The organism is Janthinobacterium breve, assembly GCF_051380895.1.
Taxonomy (GTDB): Bacteria; Pseudomonadota; Gammaproteobacteria; order Burkholderiales; family Burkholderiaceae_D; genus Janthinobacterium.
Genome location: NZ_JBNYXY010000001.1, coordinates 272,061 through 289,627, shown reverse-complemented (window position 1 = coordinate 289,627; position 17,567 = coordinate 272,061). Strand labels below are relative to the sequence as shown.

The 17,567-nt window shown below is 64.7% G+C and carries 15 protein-coding genes; 9 read left to right on the top strand and 6 right to left on the bottom strand.

Annotated features, from left to right (window positions below; all coding sequences use genetic code 11):
- Positions 1 to 43 precede the first annotated feature (43 nt).
- Positions 44 to 901, top strand: a complete 858-nt coding sequence (gene tcdA / locus ACQ4W0_RS01385) for a tRNA cyclic N6-threonylcarbamoyladenosine(37) synthase TcdA (RefSeq protein WP_436575153.1) — start codon at positions 44 to 46, stop codon at positions 899 to 901.
- A 10-nt stretch (positions 902 to 911) separates the two neighbouring features.
- On the opposite strand, the gene ACQ4W0_RS01380 is transcribed toward tcdA, so the two are convergent.
- The gene (locus ACQ4W0_RS01380; RefSeq protein ID WP_436575152.1) at positions 912 to 1,187 is read right to left on the bottom strand and encodes a 2'-5' RNA ligase family protein; all 276 of its coding nucleotides are present in this window, start codon (positions 1,185 to 1,187) and stop codon (positions 912 to 914) included.
- A gap of 95 nt (positions 1,188 to 1,282) precedes the next feature.
- Between ACQ4W0_RS01380 and ACQ4W0_RS01375 the strand changes: the two genes are divergently transcribed.
- Together ACQ4W0_RS01375 and cysK are read left to right on the top strand one after the other, a co-directional pair.
- Complete coding sequence (locus ACQ4W0_RS01375; protein WP_034780576.1) at positions 1,283 to 1,747, top strand: FKBP-type peptidyl-prolyl cis-trans isomerase; 465 nt, start codon at positions 1,283 to 1,285, stop codon at positions 1,745 to 1,747.
- An 84-nt stretch (positions 1,748 to 1,831) separates the two neighbouring features.
- Positions 1,832 to 2,764: a cysteine synthase A gene (cysK, locus tag ACQ4W0_RS01370; protein WP_436575151.1), complete on the top strand. Its 933-nt coding sequence runs from the start codon at positions 1,832 to 1,834 to the stop codon at positions 2,762 to 2,764.
- Here cysK and ACQ4W0_RS01365 read toward each other — a convergent pair.
- Entirely contained in the window at positions 2,725 to 4,035 is a 1,311-nt protein-coding gene (locus tag ACQ4W0_RS01365; RefSeq protein ID WP_436575150.1) for an SGNH/GDSL hydrolase family protein, read from the bottom strand. The two genes, cysK and ACQ4W0_RS01365, sit on opposite strands and share 40 nt — an antisense overlap.
- Positions 4,036 to 4,134: 99 nt before the next feature.
- On the opposite strand from ACQ4W0_RS01365, the gene ACQ4W0_RS01360 reads away from it, so the two are divergent.
- Positions 4,135 to 5,040: a LysR family transcriptional regulator gene (locus tag ACQ4W0_RS01360; RefSeq protein WP_436575149.1), complete on the top strand. Its 906-nt coding sequence runs from the start codon at positions 4,135 to 4,137 to the stop codon at positions 5,038 to 5,040.
- Positions 5,041 to 5,140: 100 nt separating this feature from the next.
- Positions 5,141 to 5,542, top strand: coding sequence for a ribosomal maturation YjgA family protein (locus ACQ4W0_RS01355; RefSeq protein WP_436575148.1), 402 nt, complete (start codon positions 5,141 to 5,143; stop codon positions 5,540 to 5,542).
- Between the two features lie 85 nt (positions 5,543 to 5,627).
- Here the strand turns inward: ACQ4W0_RS01355 and ACQ4W0_RS01350 are convergent, their stop codons facing one another.
- The 3 genes from ACQ4W0_RS01350 to ACQ4W0_RS01340 all read right to left on the bottom strand — a co-directional run bounded on the left by ACQ4W0_RS01350 (position 5,628) and on the right by ACQ4W0_RS01340 (position 9,615).
- Positions 5,628 to 8,441, bottom strand: a complete 2,814-nt coding sequence (locus ACQ4W0_RS01350; RefSeq protein WP_436575147.1) for a M16 family metallopeptidase — start codon at positions 8,439 to 8,441, stop codon at positions 5,628 to 5,630.
- A gap of 79 nt (positions 8,442 to 8,520) precedes the next feature.
- The gene (traM, locus tag ACQ4W0_RS01345) at positions 8,521 to 8,886 is read right to left on the bottom strand and encodes a conjugal transfer transcriptional regulator TraM (protein ID WP_436575146.1); all 366 of its coding nucleotides are present in this window, start codon (positions 8,884 to 8,886) and stop codon (positions 8,521 to 8,523) included.
- The gene (locus ACQ4W0_RS01340) at positions 8,887 to 9,615 is read right to left on the bottom strand and encodes a P-loop NTPase family protein (RefSeq protein WP_070220320.1); all 729 of its coding nucleotides are present in this window, start codon (positions 9,613 to 9,615) and stop codon (positions 8,887 to 8,889) included. It lies immediately after the preceding gene.
- A gap of 212 nt (positions 9,616 to 9,827) precedes the next feature.
- On the opposite strand from ACQ4W0_RS01340, the gene ACQ4W0_RS01335 reads away from it, so the two are divergent.
- The gene (locus tag ACQ4W0_RS01335) at positions 9,828 to 11,600 is read left to right on the top strand and encodes a GGDEF domain-containing protein (RefSeq protein ID WP_436575145.1); all 1,773 of its coding nucleotides are present in this window, start codon (positions 9,828 to 9,830) and stop codon (positions 11,598 to 11,600) included.
- Here the strand turns inward: ACQ4W0_RS01335 and ACQ4W0_RS01330 are convergent.
- Positions 11,590 to 12,072 carry a CinA family protein gene (locus tag ACQ4W0_RS01330; RefSeq protein ID WP_436575144.1) on the bottom strand — a complete coding sequence of 161 codons (483 nt, stop codon included), beginning with the start codon at positions 12,070 to 12,072 and terminating at the stop codon, positions 11,590 to 11,592. The two genes, ACQ4W0_RS01335 and ACQ4W0_RS01330, sit on opposite strands and share 11 nt — an antisense overlap.
- Positions 12,073 to 12,295: 223 nt before the next feature.
- Here ACQ4W0_RS01330 and ACQ4W0_RS01325 point away from each other — a divergent pair, with 223 nt between their 5' ends.
- From ACQ4W0_RS01325 to ACQ4W0_RS01315, 3 genes are read left to right on the top strand one after another with little or no spacing between them, the layout of a single operon-like run.
- Positions 12,296 to 12,913 (top strand): TOL_0243 family YfiR-like periplasmic protein, encoded by a 618-nt coding sequence (locus ACQ4W0_RS01325; protein ID WP_436575143.1) that lies wholly within the window; start codon positions 12,296 to 12,298, stop codon positions 12,911 to 12,913.
- A 2-nt stretch (positions 12,914 to 12,915) separates the two neighbouring features.
- Positions 12,916 to 14,946 (top strand): sensor histidine kinase, YfiR-like protein-associated, encoded by a 2,031-nt coding sequence (locus ACQ4W0_RS01320; protein ID WP_436575142.1) that lies wholly within the window; start codon positions 12,916 to 12,918, stop codon positions 14,944 to 14,946.
- Positions 14,943 to 17,519, top strand: a complete 2,577-nt coding sequence (locus tag ACQ4W0_RS01315) for an EAL domain-containing protein (RefSeq protein WP_436575141.1) — start codon at positions 14,943 to 14,945, stop codon at positions 17,517 to 17,519. The genes ACQ4W0_RS01320 and ACQ4W0_RS01315 overlap by 4 nt, the downstream gene beginning before the upstream one ends.
- The last annotated feature ends 48 nt before the right edge of the window (positions 17,520 to 17,567 follow it).

Below are 17,567 nucleotides of genomic sequence, written 5' to 3'. Positions count from 1 at the left end.
ATTTTAGAATATCCGCCAGCGCAGTGTCCGTTAAAATGGCGTCATGCATACCTCCACCAATGAACTAATTTCCATGGACTTGACCGAGATCGATTTTGAACGGCGTTTCGGCGGCATTGCCCGCCTGTACGGCACCCCCGCGTTGGAACGCTTCCGCGCCGCCCACGTGTGTGTGATCGGCGTGGGCGGCGTCGGTTCCTGGATCGTCGAAGCGCTGGCGCGCAGCGCCATCGGCCGCCTGACCCTGATCGACCTCGACAATGTTGCCGAATCGAACATCAATCGCCAGATCCAGGCCATGAGCGACACCATCGGCAAGGCCAAGATCACGGCCCTGGCCGAACGCATCGAACTGATCAACCCCTTGTGCCAGGTCACGCAGATCGAAGATTTCATTACTCCCGATAACCTGGAGCAGCTGCTGGGCGGGCGCGATTTCGACTACCTGGTCGACGCCATCGACAATGCCAAGGCCAAGGCGGCCGTGATCGCGTATTGCCGCGCGCGCAATCTGCCCATGCTGACCATCGGCAGCGCGGGCGGGCAGACGGACCCGACCCTGATCGCCGTGCGCGACCTGTCGAAAACGGAACAGGAGCCGCTGCTCAAGCGCGTACGAAAACTGTTGCGTACCGAATATGGTTTTCCCCGTGGCGTGAAAAACAAATTCAACGTCGATGCGGTGTTTTCCATGGAACCGTTGAGCACGCCCGAGAGCGCGGGAGCGTGCGCCATCGATGGCAGCACGCCCGCCGGCGTGACTGGCTTGAATTGCGCCGGCTTCGGTTCCAGCGTGGTGGTGACGGCCAGCTTCGGCATGGTGGCGGCCGCCCATGCGCTGAAAAGCTTGCGCCAGGACAAAGTTGCCGCGGCGCCAGTGCCAGTGCCGGACGCCGCCTGAGTCATGCCGTTTAGGTCAGCTTGCGGCTGGCCAGGATGCGGTAGTCGCCGCTGCTCTTCAGCGATTCCACCAGCACCAGTTCGCTTGCCTGCCAGGCGATGGGCGCGAAGTCACCGATGGCCGGCGGCGGCGCCTGGCGCGCCAGGGTCACGTGTGGCGTAAAACGGTCGTGCTCGAAGCGGGGCGCCAATCCCTGTTCTGCCAGGCCGTGCATGCAGGCCGCGCGCGTGGCCGCGTCGGGCCATAGCGCGTAAAACAGGCGGGGAGCGTGTGTATCGGGCGACAAGTTTTTCCTATCGTTGCGGCGGTTTGCTATGATTGGCCTTCCCTGCCGGTTCGCTGGCGCAGGGACCTTACCGAAACTCACTGAAAGAATACATCATGACGCGTAGCTCCGTTTTGTTTGCCCTGATCTGCTCCGTCGCCGCGTCGCTGGCGCAGGCACAGGCGCCAGCGCCTGTTCCCGCCTCCGCCGTATCGCTGAGCCCCGGCCCTGTTGCCGATAAATTAATCCTGATCGACAACAAGGTTGGCACGGGCAAGGAAGCGTCCGCCGGCAGTAACGTCACCGTGCACTATACGGGCTGGCTGTACCGTCCCCTGGCGAAAGATTCGCGCGGCAAGAAGTTCGACAGCTCCGTGGGCCGTGGCCCGTTCGACTTCCCGCTCGGCAAGGGCATGGTCATCAAGGGCTGGGACCAGGGCGTGGCCGGCATGAAAGTGGGCGGCAAGCGCACCCTGATCATTCCAGGCGAACTTGCCTACGGCCCGCGCGGCGCCGGCAATGGCGATATTCCGCCGAACTCGGCACTGATCTTCGACGTGGAATTGCTGGACGTTAAGTAATTGTTCACTTTGGCGGCGGCGCATGCTCGTGCCGCCGCTAAAAGCGGTAGACTGGGGTTTCTTGAAATAGCGGAGATTCCTTCCATGAACATCGCCAATGACGTCACTGAACTGATCGGCAACACCCCCCTGGTGCGCATCAACCGCATCGCCGCCGGCTGCCATGCCACCATCCTGGCCAAACTCGAATTCTACAATCCCGCGCACAGCGTCAAGGACCGCATCGGCTTGTCCATGATCGTCGCTGCTGAAGCCGCCGGCAAGATCCATGCCGATACCGTCATCGTCGAGCCCACCAGCGGCAACACGGGCATCGCGCTGGCCATGGTGTGCGCCGCGCGCGGCTACCGCTGCACCCTGGTCATGCCCGACACCATGAGCCGCGAACGGCGCATCCTGCTGCGCGCCTATGGCGCCGAGCTGGTGCTCACGCCCGGCAGCGAAGGCATGCTGGGCGCCATCCGCAAGGCCGAGGAACTGGTGGCGGCCGATCCGCGCTACCTGATGCTGCAGCAATTCAACAATCCCGCCAATCCCGCCATCCACCGCGCCACGACGGCCGAGGAAATCTGGCGCGACACGGATGGGCAAGTCGACATCGTCGTCGCCGGCGTGGGCACGGGCGGCACGATTACCGGCATCGGCGAAGTGCTGAAGGAGCGCAAGCCCGGCCTGCAAGTGATTGCCGTAGAACCGGAAGCATCGCCGATGTTGTCGAAAGGCACGAAAGGACCGCACCCGATCCAGGGCATCGGCGCCGGTTTCGTGCCGCAGGTCCTCAACACGGCCATCTACGATGAAATCATCTGCGTCAAGAACGACGATGCGTTCGCCACGGCGCGCCTGGCCGCCAGCGATGAAGGCTTGCTGGTCGGCATCTCGTCGGGCGCCGCCCTGTGGGCCGCGCTGCAAGTGGCGCGCCGTCCGGAAAACGCGGGCAAGACCATCGTCACCATCATTCCTTCGTTTGGCGAGCGCTACTTGAGCACGGCCCTGTACGCGGGCCTGGGCGACTGATCTTGAAATAGTAGCGACAGGGCTATCCCCTCCGCCAGCGCCCGGTTGCCCGCGTCGCCTGGGTGCAGGTGATCGCCCGAGTCGTAGGCGGGCAGCAGGCGCCGAGGATGGGCCGGGTCGCGCGCCCAGGCGTCGAAGTCGAGCACGGCGTCAAATTGGCCGCTGCCGCGTATCCACGCATTGACTTGCTGGCGCAACGCATCTTTATCAAGCTGGTAATAGTCGCTCAGGGGCGTGGCGGGCAGGGCGTCCTCGAACGGCGTCAAGGTGGCGCCGACCACGCGCACGCCGCGGCTGCGCGCTTGGGCGATCAGCTGCGCGTAGCCGCTTGTCAGTTCCTCCAGGGTGGGGCGTTGTTCCCGTGGCGCAAACGCCGTGCCGGGCCAGCTGATGTCATTGATGCCGATCAAGATGATGACCGTGCGCACGCCAGGCTGCGCCAGCACGTCGCGCTCGAAGCGGGACAGGGCGCTCTCTCCCATGCCGTCCGACAATAGCCGTCCACCAGAAATGCCCGCATTGATCACGGCCACGCCGTGCGGTGCCAGGCGCCGGGCCAGGAAATCGGGCCAGCGCGTGTCCATCCCCAGGCTGGCGCTGGCGCCATCGGTAATCGAATCGCCAAGGATGGCCACGGCTTGTGCCGCCGGTGCCGCCTCCACTTCGATTGCACTGAGCACAAGGCGCGCCGTGGTGGTTTGCACGCAGGGCGCGTCATCAATGCGCGCGGCGCGCGTCTGGTCATGTGGGGCGATCCACGCCGTTTCGCGGCCATCCCAGTGAAACGTGTAGACGGGGCTGGCCTGCGGCAGGTGGATGCTCACCGTCAGCCGTGCCAGGTCCGGCACGGACAGGTCGACGGGGTCGCTGACCAGCGGCGCGCCCGGCGCCACGCTGGCCGAGGGCTGGCCGGAAAACGTGAGCGTGCGCAGGCTGTCCGGGCGGATCGCCGAACCGCTCTCTGCCAGGGCCACGGTGGCGCTGCCGATGCGCAGCGGCACCTTGCCGTACGCGTTCGACAGCACGATGCGCACGCGCGGGCCGCCCACGCTGAGGCGCGCCGCCTGGCGCACGGTTTGCCCGTGCAGCACGGCGGGTACGTTGGATGGGAAGAGGAACTCAGCGCCCCACACGGCTTGCGGGCTGGCCGTCCAGCTGGCCAGCCAAGTGGAGACGGGGGGCGTGGCAGGGTCGGCGTCGGCGGCCTGGACAGGGCTGGTGCTTAGTGCCAGGCTCAGCAGGGTGGCGGGGAGGATGGGAAATCGTTGCATGGCGGCTCGTTTCAGCTAGGGGAATGTCCGCATGATGAAAGCAAAACCATTTATGTACTAGACTATCTCAACGAAGAACATCTATGAGTTGAATTCACAATGGCCAGACTGGAAATGAATCGTTCCGGCGAGCTGGAAGTGTTTGTGCGCGTGGTCGAGCTGGGCGGTTTTTCCGCCGCCGCGCGCGCCTGCGGTATGACGCCATCGGCTGTCAGCAAGCTCGTCTCGCGGCTGGAAGAGCGCCTGGGCGCGCGCCTGCTGAACCGCTCCACGCGCCAGCTGCAGCTGACGGCCGAGGGCTGCGGCCTGTACGAACGGGGTAGGCACGTGCTGGCGGCCCTGGACGAGGCCGAGCGCTGCGCGGGCGTGCAGGATGTGCCGCGCGGTAAGATCAGGGTCAATGCGAACGTGCCGTTCGGCCAGCATTTCCTGCTGCCGCTGGCTCCGCTATTTCTGGAGCGCTATCCGCAGGTGACGCTCGATATCGTGCTCACGGATGCCGTGGTCGATATCCTCGAGCAGCGCACGGATGTGGCCGTGCGGGCCGGTCCCCTGAAAAGTTCCAGCCTGCTGGCGCGCAAGCTGGGCCAGACGCGCATGCTGATCGTGGCATCGCCAAGCTACCTGGCGCGGCGCGGCACGCCGCTGCAGCCTGCCGACCTCGCATCGCACAATCTGCTCGACGCCAATTACGCGCGCGCCCGCTCGGGCTGGCCGCTGCGCCTGCCCGAGGGCGACTTCGTGGTGCCTGTCGTTGGCAATGCGCAAGCCAGCGATGGCGAAGCCTTGCGGCAACTGGCGCTGGCGGGACTGGGACTGGCGCGCCTGGCCGTCTTCCAGGTGCGCGCCGATATCGTGGCGGGCCGTTTGCAGGCCGTGCTGGAAGATTGCAATCCGGGCGACAGCGAGGAAGTGCATGCCGTCTTCGTGGGGCAAGGTGGGCATGTGCCGCTGCGCGTGCGCGTTTTTCTCGATTTCCTGGCGCAGAACGTCGAGCTGGACTGAGCGTGTCCAGGCGCATTAGGCTGCAGCCGGACACGGCCGCGCAGTACAATATCGGATGGGCCGTAATGGTTCGGCCCGTATTGTGCCTTTGAATGGAAATATGTTCCTGGTAAAACCTGAACGCCGCCGCCTGCTGCAGGTGGGCGCGACCGTGGCTGTCATTGCGCTGGGCCTGGCCTCGCGCGCCTATCCCCAATTCCTTCCCGCCTCGCTCGGCAAGTATCCGGGCGACGCCTTGTGGGCCATGATGATCGTCTTTGCGCTGGGCGCCGTCGCCACGCGCATGCGCACGTGGCAGCTGGCATTGTGGTCTTTGCTGATCTGCTTTGCCGTCGAATGTGGCCAGTTGTACCAGGCGCCATGGATCGTCGCGCTGCGCGCGCATCCCCTGGGGCACCTGGTGCTGGGTTCCACTTTCGGCTGGGCCGACTTGATCGCCTACACGGCCGGGGTGGCCGTGGCGGCGTTCATCGACAAGCTGGCGCTGTTCAAGCGCCGCTGAGCTTTGATATGTGGGGCCAGTTCCTTCGGAATCGGAATGCGTCCCATTGGGACACATTCCCCTGACAGGACTAGCTCCATAAGTATCACTTGACGTTACCCTCAGCGTCGCGCAGTTCCACGGGCGCCAGTTTGAGCTTGGACAATTGCGGGGCGATCTTCGCCTTGTCGCCCACGCCGATGACGATCAGCTTTTCCGGCTGCAGGTATTTCCTTGCCACCTGCTGCACCTGCTTGTCCGTCACGCCGGCAAAGCGCTGCGGCAGGGTCGCGTAGTAGTCGAGGCCCAGGCCATAGATATACACGTTGGCCATGCTGGCGCTGATGCTGGCATTCGTCTCGAACTGGCCCGGCAGCGACAGCACCTGCGAATTGCGCGCGTTCGACAATTCCTTGGCCGTTAACGGCTTGGCGATCATGGCGCGGATTTCCTTGAAGGTTTCCGACACGGCCGGACCCGTCACGTCGGTGCGTACGCCTGCCGCGATGGAGAACGGGCCCGGCTGGCTGCGGTACTGGAATTGCGAGCGCACGCCATACGTATAGCCCTTCTCTTCGCGCAAATTATTGCTCAGCCGACTCGTAAACAAGCCGCCCAGCGCCGCGTTCATCACTTGCAGCGGCGCATAGTCGGGCGTCGTGCGGGCCACGGCGATGGTCGACAGGCGCACGGCCGTCTGCGGTGCGCCCGGTTTGTCGACCAGGATCAGCCTGGCTTTCGTCGTGACCGGCGCCGCTGTCACGGACGGCGCTACCGTGCCCGCCTTCCAGCTGCCGAACTTGGCTTCGGCCAGCGCCTTCAATTCCGCCGCGCCGATATCGCCCGAGACGATCAGGGCCGCATTGTTGGGCACATAATGCTGCTGCCAGAACGCCTGCAGGTCGGCGCGGCTGGTGGCCTTCAGGGCCGCTTCCGTGCCCAGCTGGATATAACCGTACGGATGTTGCGGGCCATACAGGGCCGCCGCTTCCACGCGGGCCGCCACGGCCCCCGCGTTTTCGCGCTGCTGCGCCAGTTCGCCGATGCGGCTGGCGCGCTGGCGTTCCACCTCGGCCGAGGGGAATTGCGGGTGCTGCACCACGTCGGCCAGCACGTCGAGCGCTTGCGGGAAGGTGGTTTTCAGCGACGTCAACTGGGCGAACGAGGCATCCGCGCCGGAACCGGTGCCCAGAAAAGCACCCAGTTGCGCCACGTCGTCGGCGATCTGCGGCGCGCTGCGCGTGGCCGTGCCTTCCTGCAGCAATTGCGCCGTAAAGCCCGCCAAGCCCGGCTGCGCCAGCGGATTGGCGCCCGAACCGCTTTTCACCACCAGCTGGGTCGACACCAGCGGCACGGCCGGGTTGTAATTGTGGATCACGGTCAAGCCATTGCTCAAGGTGAAGGATGTCGCTTGCGGTAGCACGATCTTCGGCGCGGGCCCGGCCTTCGGCACGGCACTGCGCCACGGCTCGTCCGCATTGATGGCCGTGCCTGGCGCCGCCTTGACCTTGCCCGGCGCCGGTGTCGGCACTTCCGCGCCCAGGTCCGGCGTGCCCGGCACGCCATACACCACCACGCGCGCCTGATTTTTCAGGTAGGTGTCGACGGCACGCTGCACGCCGGCCGCCGTCACCTGGCGGTAGCGTTCGATATCCTTGCCCAGGTAGCCGGGGTCGCCCAGGTACTGGTTGTACTGATTCATCAGGTTGGCGTTGCCGCCCACCTTTTCCACCTGGCTCAGCATGCTCGTCTCGATGCTGTTGCGGGCCCGCTCCAATTCCTTCTCGGTGGGACCCTGGTCGCGCAATTGCTCCAGCTCCGCCTGCATGGCTTGCTCGATTTCCTCGGGCTGGTGGCCGGGGCGGGCCGTCACGTCGATGGTAAACACGGAGGTGAGGGCGTTCGAGCTCTGGTTGGCGCCCACGTCCTGCGCGATCTGCTTGTCGTACACCAAGGACTTGTACAGGCGGCTGGACTTGCCGCCGGCCAGGATCTGCGCGGCCATCGACAGTTCCGCGTCATCCTTGGCGTAGGCGGACGGCGTCAGCCAGGCCATGAAGACGCGCGGCAACTCGACCCGGTCCTGCACCACGACGCGGCGTTCCTGCGTGATGGGCGGCGTCACCACATCTGGTTTCGGTACGGCGGGGCCGCTCTTGAAGCTGCCGAAGTATTTATTCACCAGTTGCTTGGTCTTCGCCTTGTCGATGTCGCCGGCGATCACCAGGCTGGCGTTGTTGGGGCCATAGTATTTGCTAAAGAATTCCTTGATGTCGGCCAGTTTCGCGTTCTGGATGTCCGCATGCGAACCGATGACGCTGGCGTAATACGGGTGGGTCTTGGGAAACAGCTGGTGGTACAGGGCTTCCTGCACGATGCCGTAGGGGGCGTTTTCCACGCTTTGGCGGCGTTCGTTGCGCACCACGTCCTGCTGGTTCGTCAGTGCAGTCTGATCGAGCACGTCCAGCAGATAGCCCATGCGGTCGGAATGGGCCCACAGGGCCAGTTCCAGCTGGTTCGATGGCACCGTGTCGAAATAATTGGTGCGGTCGAAATCCGTGCTGCCGTTCGAATCGGTGGCGCCCGCGCCTTCCAGCAACTGGTCCGCCATGCCGCGCGGCACGTGCTTGGTGGCGGCAAACATCATGTGCTCGAACAGATGCGCAAAACCCGTCAGCCCAGGCGCTTCATTGGCCGGCCCCACGTGGTACCAGACATTGACGGCCGTGACGGGTAATTTATGGTCTTCCACGAGAATCACGTCGAGGCCATTCGGCAGCGTATATTTTTCGTAGGCAACATTTGGCACGGCTGTGGCTGCCGTCGCGGCGGCGGCACCGGCGGCGTGGGCGAGGGTGAGCGGGGTGCCGTACAGCGACAGCATCAGGGCGGGTATGGCCAACAGTTTGATCGGTTTCATGCATGCTTCCAGGCTAGGGTGGGGGAAGACGCTGCGGCCCGCTCGTGGCTGGCGCAGCGGGACGGTGCTACGCTCGGTGCTACAGTTTATACAGCAGGGCCGCGCCGCCCAGCACCAGCAGCGCGCAGGCGAGCGAGACGATGGCGGCCGCGCCCAGCAGGCGCCATTCGCGCGGCGTGAAGCCGGCCGGCCCGGCCAGCGATGGCGCGGGCGCTTCCGCCACAGGCTGGAGCATGGCTGCCGCCGGCAAGGCAGGCAAGCCGCCCGCCGCGCGCGCCTGCGCCGCCAGCGCTTGCGTGGCAGAGTCCAGCAGGGCCAGTTGGCGCCCGACGGTTTCCGCCAGCACCGCTTCGTTCAGCGCCACCAGGGCGAATATCGGGTCATCGACGTCGACCCTGATGCCCGTCTTGTCGAAGACGTGGCTGCGCAGTTTGTGCTGGTCCATCTACCATTGCACCTTGTCGAGTTGTTCGAAGATGTCGCGGTAGACGACCTTGATGCGCTGTTTTTCCATGATGTTGAACTTGTCGTTCTGCAGCACTTCCTGCATCGTCAGGCGCGCCGTGTTCATTTTCTTGACATCCGCGCCAAAGGTGTCGGGATTGCGCTGGCTCAAGGTAATGCTGCCCTTGACGCGCGCGCGGTTGTCGGCATACGACTGAGATTCGACAAACTGCTTGCCGGACGCCGATTGCAGCAGGCCGAAATGTTCGTTTTGCCACAGCACCAGCGGCACCTTCGTCGCTTGCGCCGTGGCGACAAAGCCCGTGGCCGTGTCGTGCAGGGTGTCGCCGCCGCCGACGATGGTGTGGATGTACACTTTGCGGCCCGATTCTTCCAGCAGCGAGAAGCAATCATTTTCCAACAGATAGCCCATCAGCGGCGAAAACGTATTCGCGCCGTTGTCGATCACGCAGTTGCCGTCTGTGTCGAGGATGTCGATCATCAGCGCGTCAAAGCGTTTCGGGTCGATGTTGCGCGCATCCGTCATCACGGGCACATGCTTGACGTTCATCGCCTTGTAGCGCGAAAAAGTGGCGTTTTCCTGATCGGTGTCATAGCAGCGCAAAGGCGTGTCGTCCTTGCCGCCTATCCACTGGGCCAGCAGGGTCGATACCAGGGTCTTGCCGATGCCGCCCTTGCCCTGCAGGATGAAATGTACCGTGTTTTGCATTGCGACTACTCCAAGTTGTTGCGTCAGTGACAATCAAAGATCCGTGACAGCGGCGCGGGCGCCCGGCCAGGCCACGACTGGCATTTTTACCACAATCCTTTGCAAATATGCCATGTGGAACAGCGAATCTGGTTATGATGTTAATCAGGATACCATTGATGCAGAGCAAGTTTTGTGTGAAAAATCCACCCCAGAGTGTGAACGAGGACGCAGTGCCGATCTCCAGTCTCGATAAAGCCGACATTGACCGTCTGAATCAGCAAGCCCTGTCTTGCCTGGTCGGCAACCGCCGCCAGGCACGCCGGCTGGCGCAGATGGCGCTGGCGGCGGCGCAACGACAACAGTATGCGCGCGGTGGCGCGTATGCGGAACTCAATCATTGCTGGCTGGCGTATTACGCGGGCGAGGCCGAACCGTCCTGCGAGCGCCTGCGCGCGTATTTCCAGCACAGCGGCGACCTGGAAGGGGGCATGGAAGTGGCCGCCCTGCAGGGCGCATATGCGAGCCGGCGCGGTGATTTTGTCGATGCCGAGCAGCATTTCCTGCAGGCGCGCAGCCAGGCCGCGCAGATACCCGATTCCCTGCACAAGTTCATGCTGTACGCGCGCCTGGGCGTCGATGCCCTGAACCGTGGCGATACGCAGGACGGCCCGCGCAATTTTTTGCTGGCGCTCGACATCGCCGAACGTTTCGGCAGTCCCGCGCACCGGGTCAACAGCCTGTCGAACCTGGCGTCGTCGCAGCATGACCTGGGCAATGACGAAGACGCCATCCCCCTGCTGGTCGAGGCGCTCGAGATCATCGGCACGCAAAAGCTCAAATACCAGCAAACCATCGTTTCAGCCAACCTGGCCATGTGTTTATTAGCTACGGGCAAGCCGGCCGAGGCGCTGGCGCTGGTAGAACCGTTTTACGAGTGGCCGGAAGAAGACCTGGCCATCCGCGCCTTTTTATTTTGCATTGCCGCCCACGCGGCCATCTTGTTGCAGCAGCCCGAGAGCGCCTTGCAATTGCTGTTGCGCGCCGAAGAGTATGCGCGCCGCGGCCAGGACCTGGAAGAGCAGATGCATGCGTGGCTGGTGCGCGGCAAGCTGGACTTGCATGCGGGCCAGACGGCGCAGGCGCTGACCTCGCTGACGCAGGCGCACGACCTGCTGAGCTGGACGCGCAATCCGTTTCACCAGCAGCAAATTTTGCGCGGGCTGGCCGAGATCAATGCCCAGCTGGGCGAATGGCAAGCCGCGTATGGCTTTTTGCAGCAATACCAGGCCGTGTTCGAGGCCCGCAGCAAGTCGGCGCGCGCTTCGCGCAGCCTGATGCGCAACCTGGAAAAGGAAATGCACAGCCTGAAGGCCGAGCGCGACAAGGCGCTGGAGCTGCAGGCGGCGCGCGAGACGGAAAACGTCAAGCTAGAGCACCTGAACCGTGAGCTGGCGCACCAGATACTGCATGTCAATTCCTTGCAGGACAGCCTGAAGGAGCAGGCCATGCGCGACCACCTGACGGGCCTGTACAATCGCCGCCATTTTGAAACCTGCCTGAATGCCATCCTGCACGCGGCCGACGCGGATGCGCCCGTGGCCATCGCCATCATCGACCTGGATTTCTTCAAGCGCGTCAACGATACCTACGGGCACAACTTTGGCGACGAAGTGCTGATCCAGTTTGCGCGCCTGGTGGAGAGCCAGTTGCGCGGCAGCGACATGGTGTGTCGTTATGGCGGCGAGGAATTCTGCCTGCTGTTGCGCGAAGCCGACAGCAGCATCGCCGCGCACAAGATCGACGATATCGCCGCGCGCTACCGCCAACTGCTGATCCGGCAGGCGCCGCACAGCTTGACGGGCTGCACTTTTTCGGCCGGCATCGCGGAGTATCCGCGCCATGGCGCCGGCCGCCACGAGTTGCTGATGCGCGCCGACAGCGCCCTGTATGCGGCCAAGCAGGCGGGCCGCGACCGCGCCTGCATCGCCGACGCTACTGGATAAAGCGCAGCAGTTCGCGCAGGGCATGCGCCACCGCCTGTTCGCGCACGGCTTGCCGGTCGCCGGCGAACACCAGCCGCTGCGTCTGCACGCGACCGTCCATGGCCCAGCCGAAGCAGACGGTGCCGACGGGCTTGCCGGGCACGCCGCCCGTGGGGCCGGCGATGCCGGTGGTCGAGATGGCCACCTGGGCATCGCTGTGGGCCAGGCTGCCCTGCGCCATGGCGGCGGCGACTTCCTCGCTGACGGCGCCGTGTTCAGCGATCAGCTCGGCGGGCACGCCCAGCATGCTGTTCTTGGCCCCGTTGGAATAGGTGACGAAGCCCCGCTCGAACCAGGCGCTCGAACCCGAGACGTCGGTGACGGCCTGCGCCACGCCGCCGCCCGTGCACGATTCGGCCGTGGCCAGCAGCAGGCCCTTCGCCTGCAAGGCCAGGCCGACGGCGGTGGAGAGGGGGACGAGTGCGTTGCTCATGGATGACTCCTGCATGCGGTGGGAAGGGTGGCAAGACTGTAGCATGGCCGACGGTAAAAGAAACTTTCCCCGGTGGCAGCGAAAATGCGTACACTCTTTTATACATTTGCTACCACTTCGGGCCGGCAGGCGGGCTAATGCTGCGCCGCCCTGGTGCGCATTGCCCGAACAGGCACGCGGCATGGTGCCGCGCCTTCGTATGCATTATCTTTACTCGGTTGTCATGGCAATTCTGAACTGGTCCTGGTGGCGTCATCCTGGCCCCCTGCGTCGCTCCGTGCGCGGCACCGGCCGCCGCTCCGCTTGGTGGGGCTGGCTATTGCTGCTCCTGGGCGTGCTGTGCGCCGATGCGCGGGCGCAGGTGCCGGGTGAGCTGGAACGTCAGGTCAAGGCCGGGTATCTGTACAAATTTGCCGGCTATGTCGAGTGGCCAGACGGCAGCTTTGCCCGGCCCGATGCGCCGCTGGTGATCGGCGTGGCGGGCGCCGATGCGCTGGCCGAACAGCTCGAACAGAGCGTGGCCGGGCATAGCGTCAACGGCCGCGCCGTGCAGGTGAAAAAAGTGCGCCGCGGCGAAGCGCTGGCCGGGCTGCACGTGCTGTACCTGGGCGCGCTGGAGAAAACGGCCCTGCAGGAGATGCTGGCCGCCAGCCGTGGCCTGGCGTTGTTGACGGTGTCCGATTCGGATGAGGTCTACGCGATGGGCAGCATGATCAATTTTGTGATGGCCGACGACAAGGTGCGTTTCGACGTGGCCCTGAAACCGGTGGCGCAGGCGCATATCCGCATCAGCGCGCGCATGCTGCTAGCCGCCTATCGCGTGCAGACGGGGGGCGCCTGACCATGCTGCGACTGCGCTCCATCCGCCGCAAGCTGATGTCGGTGGTCTTGCTGACCACCCTGGTGGCGCTCGTCATTTCGCTGGGCACCATCGTCGGCTACGACTTGCGCGCCTACCACCGCAACCTGGTGGCCGACATCAGTACCCAGGCCGAACTGCTGGGACACATGAGTTCGGCCGCGCTGGCCTTCGACGACGAGCGCCTGGCGCTGGAAAACCTCAACCTGATGCGCATCCGCCCGCGCGTGACGGCCGGCGCCCTGTACAAGGCCGATGGCAGCCTGTTTGCCAGCTACCGCGCCAATGAGCGCGTGGGCGAGCTGCCTGCGAAGGTGGGCAAGGAAGGCGAAAGCATCCAGGGCAGTTCGGTGGAACTGTTCAAACCCATCGTCGACAATGGCGAATTGCTGGGCACCGTGTATCTGCGCGCCGATTATGAGCTGGCCGGCCGCACGGCCGACTACCTGGCCATCGCGCTGGGCGTGACGGTGCTGGCGCTGCTGGTGGCCTTGCTGCTGCTGCGCCGCCTCGATTTCGTCATCACGCAGCCCATCCTCGATATCGCCGACGTGGCGCGCGAAGTGATCGAGACGGGCGACTATTCGCGCCGCGCGCGCAAGCTCAGCGACGACGAAGTGGCGCAGCTGGTCGATTCCTTCAACAAGATGCTGGCCGAGATCGAGCTGCGCACGCACGCGCTGGAGCGCTCGAACGGCGAACTGGCGCGTGAAGGCGAGCAACGCACCCAGGCGCAGCAGGAAGTCATGCGCCTGAACCAGGAACTGGAAGTGCGCGTGCACGAGCGCACGATGCAGCTGGAAATGACGAATGGCGAACTGGCCATGGCGATGGAGGAGGCGCGCAGCGCCAACTATGCCAAGTCGGCGTTCCTGTCGTCGATGAGCCATGAATTGCGCACGCCGCTGAACGCCATCCTGGGCTTCGCGCAAATCCTCAGCTCCGACCGCCTGCCGTCGACCCTGGCGCAAAAGAAGGAGTTCGCCGGCCATATCCTGAAATCGGGGCGCCATTTGCTGACCTTGATCAATGAAATCCTCGACCTGGCGAAGGTGGAATCGGGCACGGTCAGCCTGTCGCTCGAACCGGTGGGCCTGGACGCCATCTTGCAGGAGTGCCGCGACATGATCGCGCCGCTGGCCAGCCAGCGCGGCATCGGCATGGCCTTCCCCGATGCCTGTCCCCTCAACGTGCTGGCCGACCGCACGCGCCTCAAGCAGATTTTATTGAACCTGCTGTCGAATGCGCTCAAGTACAACCGCGCGCAGGGGCAGGTGGCCATCGATTGCGCGCCGCAGGCGGGTGGGCGGGTGCGCATCAGCGTGCGTGACACGGGCGTGGGCCTCGATGCCGAACAGCTGGCGCTGCTGTTCCAGCCCTTCAACCGGCTGGGGCAGGAAGGTGGCACGGAAGAAGGCAGCGGCATCGGCCTGGTGGTCACCAAGCGCCTGGTGGAGCTGATGGACGGCAGCATCGGCGTGGCCAGCGCGCCCGGCGAGGGCAGCACGTTCTGGATCGAGCTGCGCGTTGTCGACGCCTTGCCCGTACCCGTGGCCCCGGCCTTGCCGCGGCCGGACCTGGCCGGCGCGCTGCTCGACAACAGCGCCCCCGTGACCTTGCTGTACGTGGAAGACAATCCCGCCAACCTGACCCTGGTCGAGGAAATCGTGCGCTACTGCCCGCAATTGCAGCTGCTGACGGCAACGGATGGCCGCCTGGGCGTGGAGATGGCGCGCACGCATTTGCCACAACTGATCTTGATGGATATCAACCTGCCAAATGTGAACGGCACGGATGCCCTGAAACTGCTGCGCGCCGATCCGCGCACGGCGCACATTCCCGTCATCGCCCTGACGGCCAACGCCATGCCGGGCGATGTGGAGCGCAGCATGGCGCTGGGTTTTTACCGCTATCTCACCAAGCCGATCAACCTCGATGAATTTACCGAGGCGATCAACAGCACCCTGGCGTATGTGGCGCAGCAGCGCCGGCAGAAAGACAAGGGTGCGGCATGATCAGCCAGGTCGATATCCATGCGGCGAAAATTCTCATCGTCGACGACCAGGAAGTCAATTTGCGCCTGCTCGAGCATCTGCTCGACAGTGGCGGTTACACGGCCATCACCAGCACACTCGATGCGCGCGCCGTGGCCGGCCTGCATCAGCGCCATCAGTTTGACCTGATCATCCTCGACCTGGTCATGCCCGATATGAGCGGCTATGCCGTGATGGATGCGCTGCGTCCGCTGGAGCTGGAAGGCTATTTGCCCGTGCTGGTGATCGCCGCCGACCCGGACGCCAAGCTGGCCGCTCTGGAAGCTGGCGCGCGCGACTTCATCAGCAAGCCGGTTGACGCGCTCGAAGTGCTCACGCGCATCCGCAACATGCTCGAAGTGCGGCTGCTGCACCGCGCCGCACGCCATTACAACACGCTGCTCGAACGCATGGTGGGCCAGCGCACGGCCGAACTGCAGCGCTTTCGCGGCGCCATGGACGCCACCACCGACGCCATCTTCCTCGTCGACGTGCAGGGCATGACCCTGGTGGACGCCAACGACGGCGCGTGCCGCCTGCTCGGCTATGCGCGCGCTGAACTGCTGACGCTGGCGCCCGGCACCTTGCTGCCGTCGCCGCCGGCCCCACCCTTGGCCGCGCTGCCGGGTGGCCCGGCCCACCTGGCCACGGACGTGACGGAATGCGAACTGGTGCGGCGCGACCTGAGCCTGGTGCCCGTGGAACTGGGCTGGCACTGGTATGCGCAAGCGCCCGTGGCGGGCGGACAGGGAACGGGTGGCCTGCTGCTAATCGCCGTGGCGCGCGACATCAGCGAACGGCGCCAGGCGCAGGAGCGCCTGAAACACCTGGCCCATTACGATGGCTTGACGGGGCTGCCGAACCGCGGCCTGTTTTACCAGACACTGGCCCAGGCCGTCGAACTGGCGCAGGAAAAAAGCTGGCGCATCGTGGTGCTGTTCATCGCGCTGGACCGTTTTAAAAGTATCAACGACACCCTGGGCGCTGCGCTGGGCGATGAACTGCTGCGCCAGTTCAGCAACCGCCTGGTCGAGTGCGTGCGCCTGCGCGACACGGTGGGGCGCCTGGGCAACGACGAATTCGCGCTGATCCTGACCATGAGCCGCAACCAGCAGGAAGCCGTGGCGGTGGCCAACCAGGTGCGCGAAGCCTTGCGCGCACCGTTCGACTTGCGCGGCCACGCGGCCACCCTGACGGCCAGCATCGGCATCGCCATGTATCCGGACGACGCCACCGACCCGGAAACCCTGATCAAGTATGCGAATACGGCCATGGGCGGCGCCAAGCAGGCGGGGCGCGACGGCTACCGCTTTTTCACGGCCGGCATGAACGTGCAGGTGCTGGCGCGCCTGGACCTGGAACTGGCGCTGCGCCATGCGCTCGAACACGAGCAATTCATCCTGTACTACCAGCCGAAAGTGGACTTGCGCACGGGCCGCATCAGCGGCGTGGAAGCGCTGCTGCGCTGGCGCCGGCCCGGCTACGGCCTGGTGGCGCCGGCCGAATTCGTGCCCGTGCTGGAAGACACGGGCCTGATCGTGCGCGTGGGCGCCTGGTTGATCCAGGCCGCCTGCCGCCAGATCGCCGAGTGGCGCGACAGCGAAGTGGGGCTCGTGCACGTGGCCGTGAACGTCTCAAGCCGCCAGTTTGCCGAAGGCGACCTGGAAGGCGAGGTGACGCGCGCGCTGGCGCAGCATGGCGTGGCGCCGGAACTGCTGGAGCTGGAGCTGACGGAAACGGCGCTGATGTCGAATGCCGAGCGCACCATCGTCGTGCTGGGCAAATTGAAAAAAATCGGCGTGAAGGTGGCCATCGATGATTTCGGCACCGGCTACTCCAGTCTGGCGTATCTGCAACGCTTCCCCATCGACAAGCTCAAAATCGACATTGCCTTCGTGCGCAATATCACCAGCAACCCGAACGATGCGGCCATCGCGCTGGCCATTGTCAGCATGGCGCACAGCCTCAAGCTGAGCGTGGTGGCTGAGGGCGTGGAGTCGCGCCCGCAGCTCGAATACCTGCGGCGCAACCGCTGCGATGAAATCCAGGGCTTTTATTTCAGCCGCGCCCTGCCGGCGCTGGAGCTGGGGCAGATGATCGTCGCCGGTGCCGGCCTGCCGCCCGGTCACGATCCGGCCGCCCAGCCGGCGCAAACCCTGCTCATCGTCGACGACGACGTCAACGTGCTGTCGTCGCTGCACCGCTTGTTCCGTCCCGAGGGTTATCAGATTCTCACGGCCAGCACGCCGGCCGAAGGCTTCGAGATGCTGGCCCTGCACCGCGTGCACGTGATTGTCTGCGACCAGCGCATGCCCAGCATGAGCGGCACGGAATTCCTCAGCAAAGTCAAAGAGCTGTACCCGGAAACCATCCGCATCATCCTGTCCGGCTACACGGGCCTGGAAGCGGTACTCGACTCGATCAACCGGGGCGCCATCTACCGTTTTTATACGAAACCGTGGGATGACACCCAGCTGCGCGACAACATCCGCCTGGCCTTCCAGCACTACTGGATGGTGAACCAGCCGGGGCTGGCGCGCGTGGCGGTGCGGTAGCATCGTTCTGCTCTGCCTTGTTGCCTTTCCGAAGGGAACTCGCATTCG